This window comes from Nocardia gamkensis NBRC 108242, assembly GCF_001612985.1.
Classification (GTDB): domain Bacteria; phylum Actinomycetota; class Actinomycetes; order Mycobacteriales; family Mycobacteriaceae; genus Nocardia; species Nocardia gamkensis.
In genome coordinates, this window is record NZ_BDBM01000110.1 from 1 (window position 1) to 1,035 (window position 1,035).

A 1,035-nucleotide genomic window follows, 5' to 3' on the forward strand; every position below is an offset into this window, starting at 1 on the left:
AATGGGTTCTGCAGCGCTGCCAGGACGCGCCGGGCAGGGTCGCGCCGATCGCGGCAACGAGCCCGGCGTGGGCGTCGCTGGTGACGAGCTGGACGCCCGAGAGGCCGCGGGCAACCAGGTCACGGAAAAACGCCAGCCAGCCGGCACCGTCCTCGCCGGAGGTGACCTGGACGCCGAGGATTTCGCGGTAGCCCTCGGCGTTGACGCCGGTCGCGACCAGACAGTGCACGTTGACCACGCGCCCGTTCTCGCGGACTTTCAGCACCAGGGCGTCGGCGGCGACGAACGTGTACGGGCTTTGGTCGAGCGGGCGGCTGCGGAAGGCTTCCACCTGGGTATCCAGGTCGCGGGCCATCATCGACACCTGCGATTTCGACAGGCTGGTAATATCGAGGGACTCGACGAGTTTCTCCATCCGCCGGGTCGATACGCCCAGCAGGTAGCAGGTCGCCACCACGCTGGTGAGGGCCCGTTCGGCGCGTTTGCGGCGTTCGAGCAGCCAGTCCGGAAAGTAGCTGCCCGACCGTAATTTCGGGATGGCGACATCGATCGTGCCGACGCGGGTGTCGAATTCGCGGTGGCGATAGCCGTTCCGGGAATTGACCCGCTCGCTGGACCGTTCGCCGTAGTCGGCACCACACAGGGCGTCGGCCTCGGTGCTCATCAGCTGTTGCACGAACATCGACACCATCTCCCGCAGCAGGTCAGGGCTGTTGACGGCGAGTTGATCGGCGAACGACTCGCTCGCCTCGATAGGCTTGATCCTGGTCATCGCGTGAACTTCTCCTTCGTTGAGCTTGGCGGTTCAAGAAGGATCACGCGGTGACCGCCCACTCTCCGGCTACGACACGCTCAGGCATTCGCGCCGAAGCCGCTGGTACACCACTCTGCTGGACGCAACCGCGAGGGGATTGCCGGTACAGGTCGCGTGCCGGCTGTTGGATGTCTCCGAGTCCGGTTTCTACCACTGGAGATCGCGTCCACCCTCGCAGCGAGCGATCCGCCATGCCTGGCTCACCGACCAGATCCGGGCCG

1 protein-coding gene is annotated in these 1,035 nt (G+C 65.8%); it reads right to left on the minus strand.

Annotated features, from left to right (window positions below):
• A partial coding sequence (locus NG1_RS34835; RefSeq protein ID WP_157114426.1) for an IS256 family transposase occupies positions 1 to 772 on the minus strand: 772 nt, incomplete at its 3' end.
• Positions 773 to 1,035: the final 263 nt, after the last annotated feature.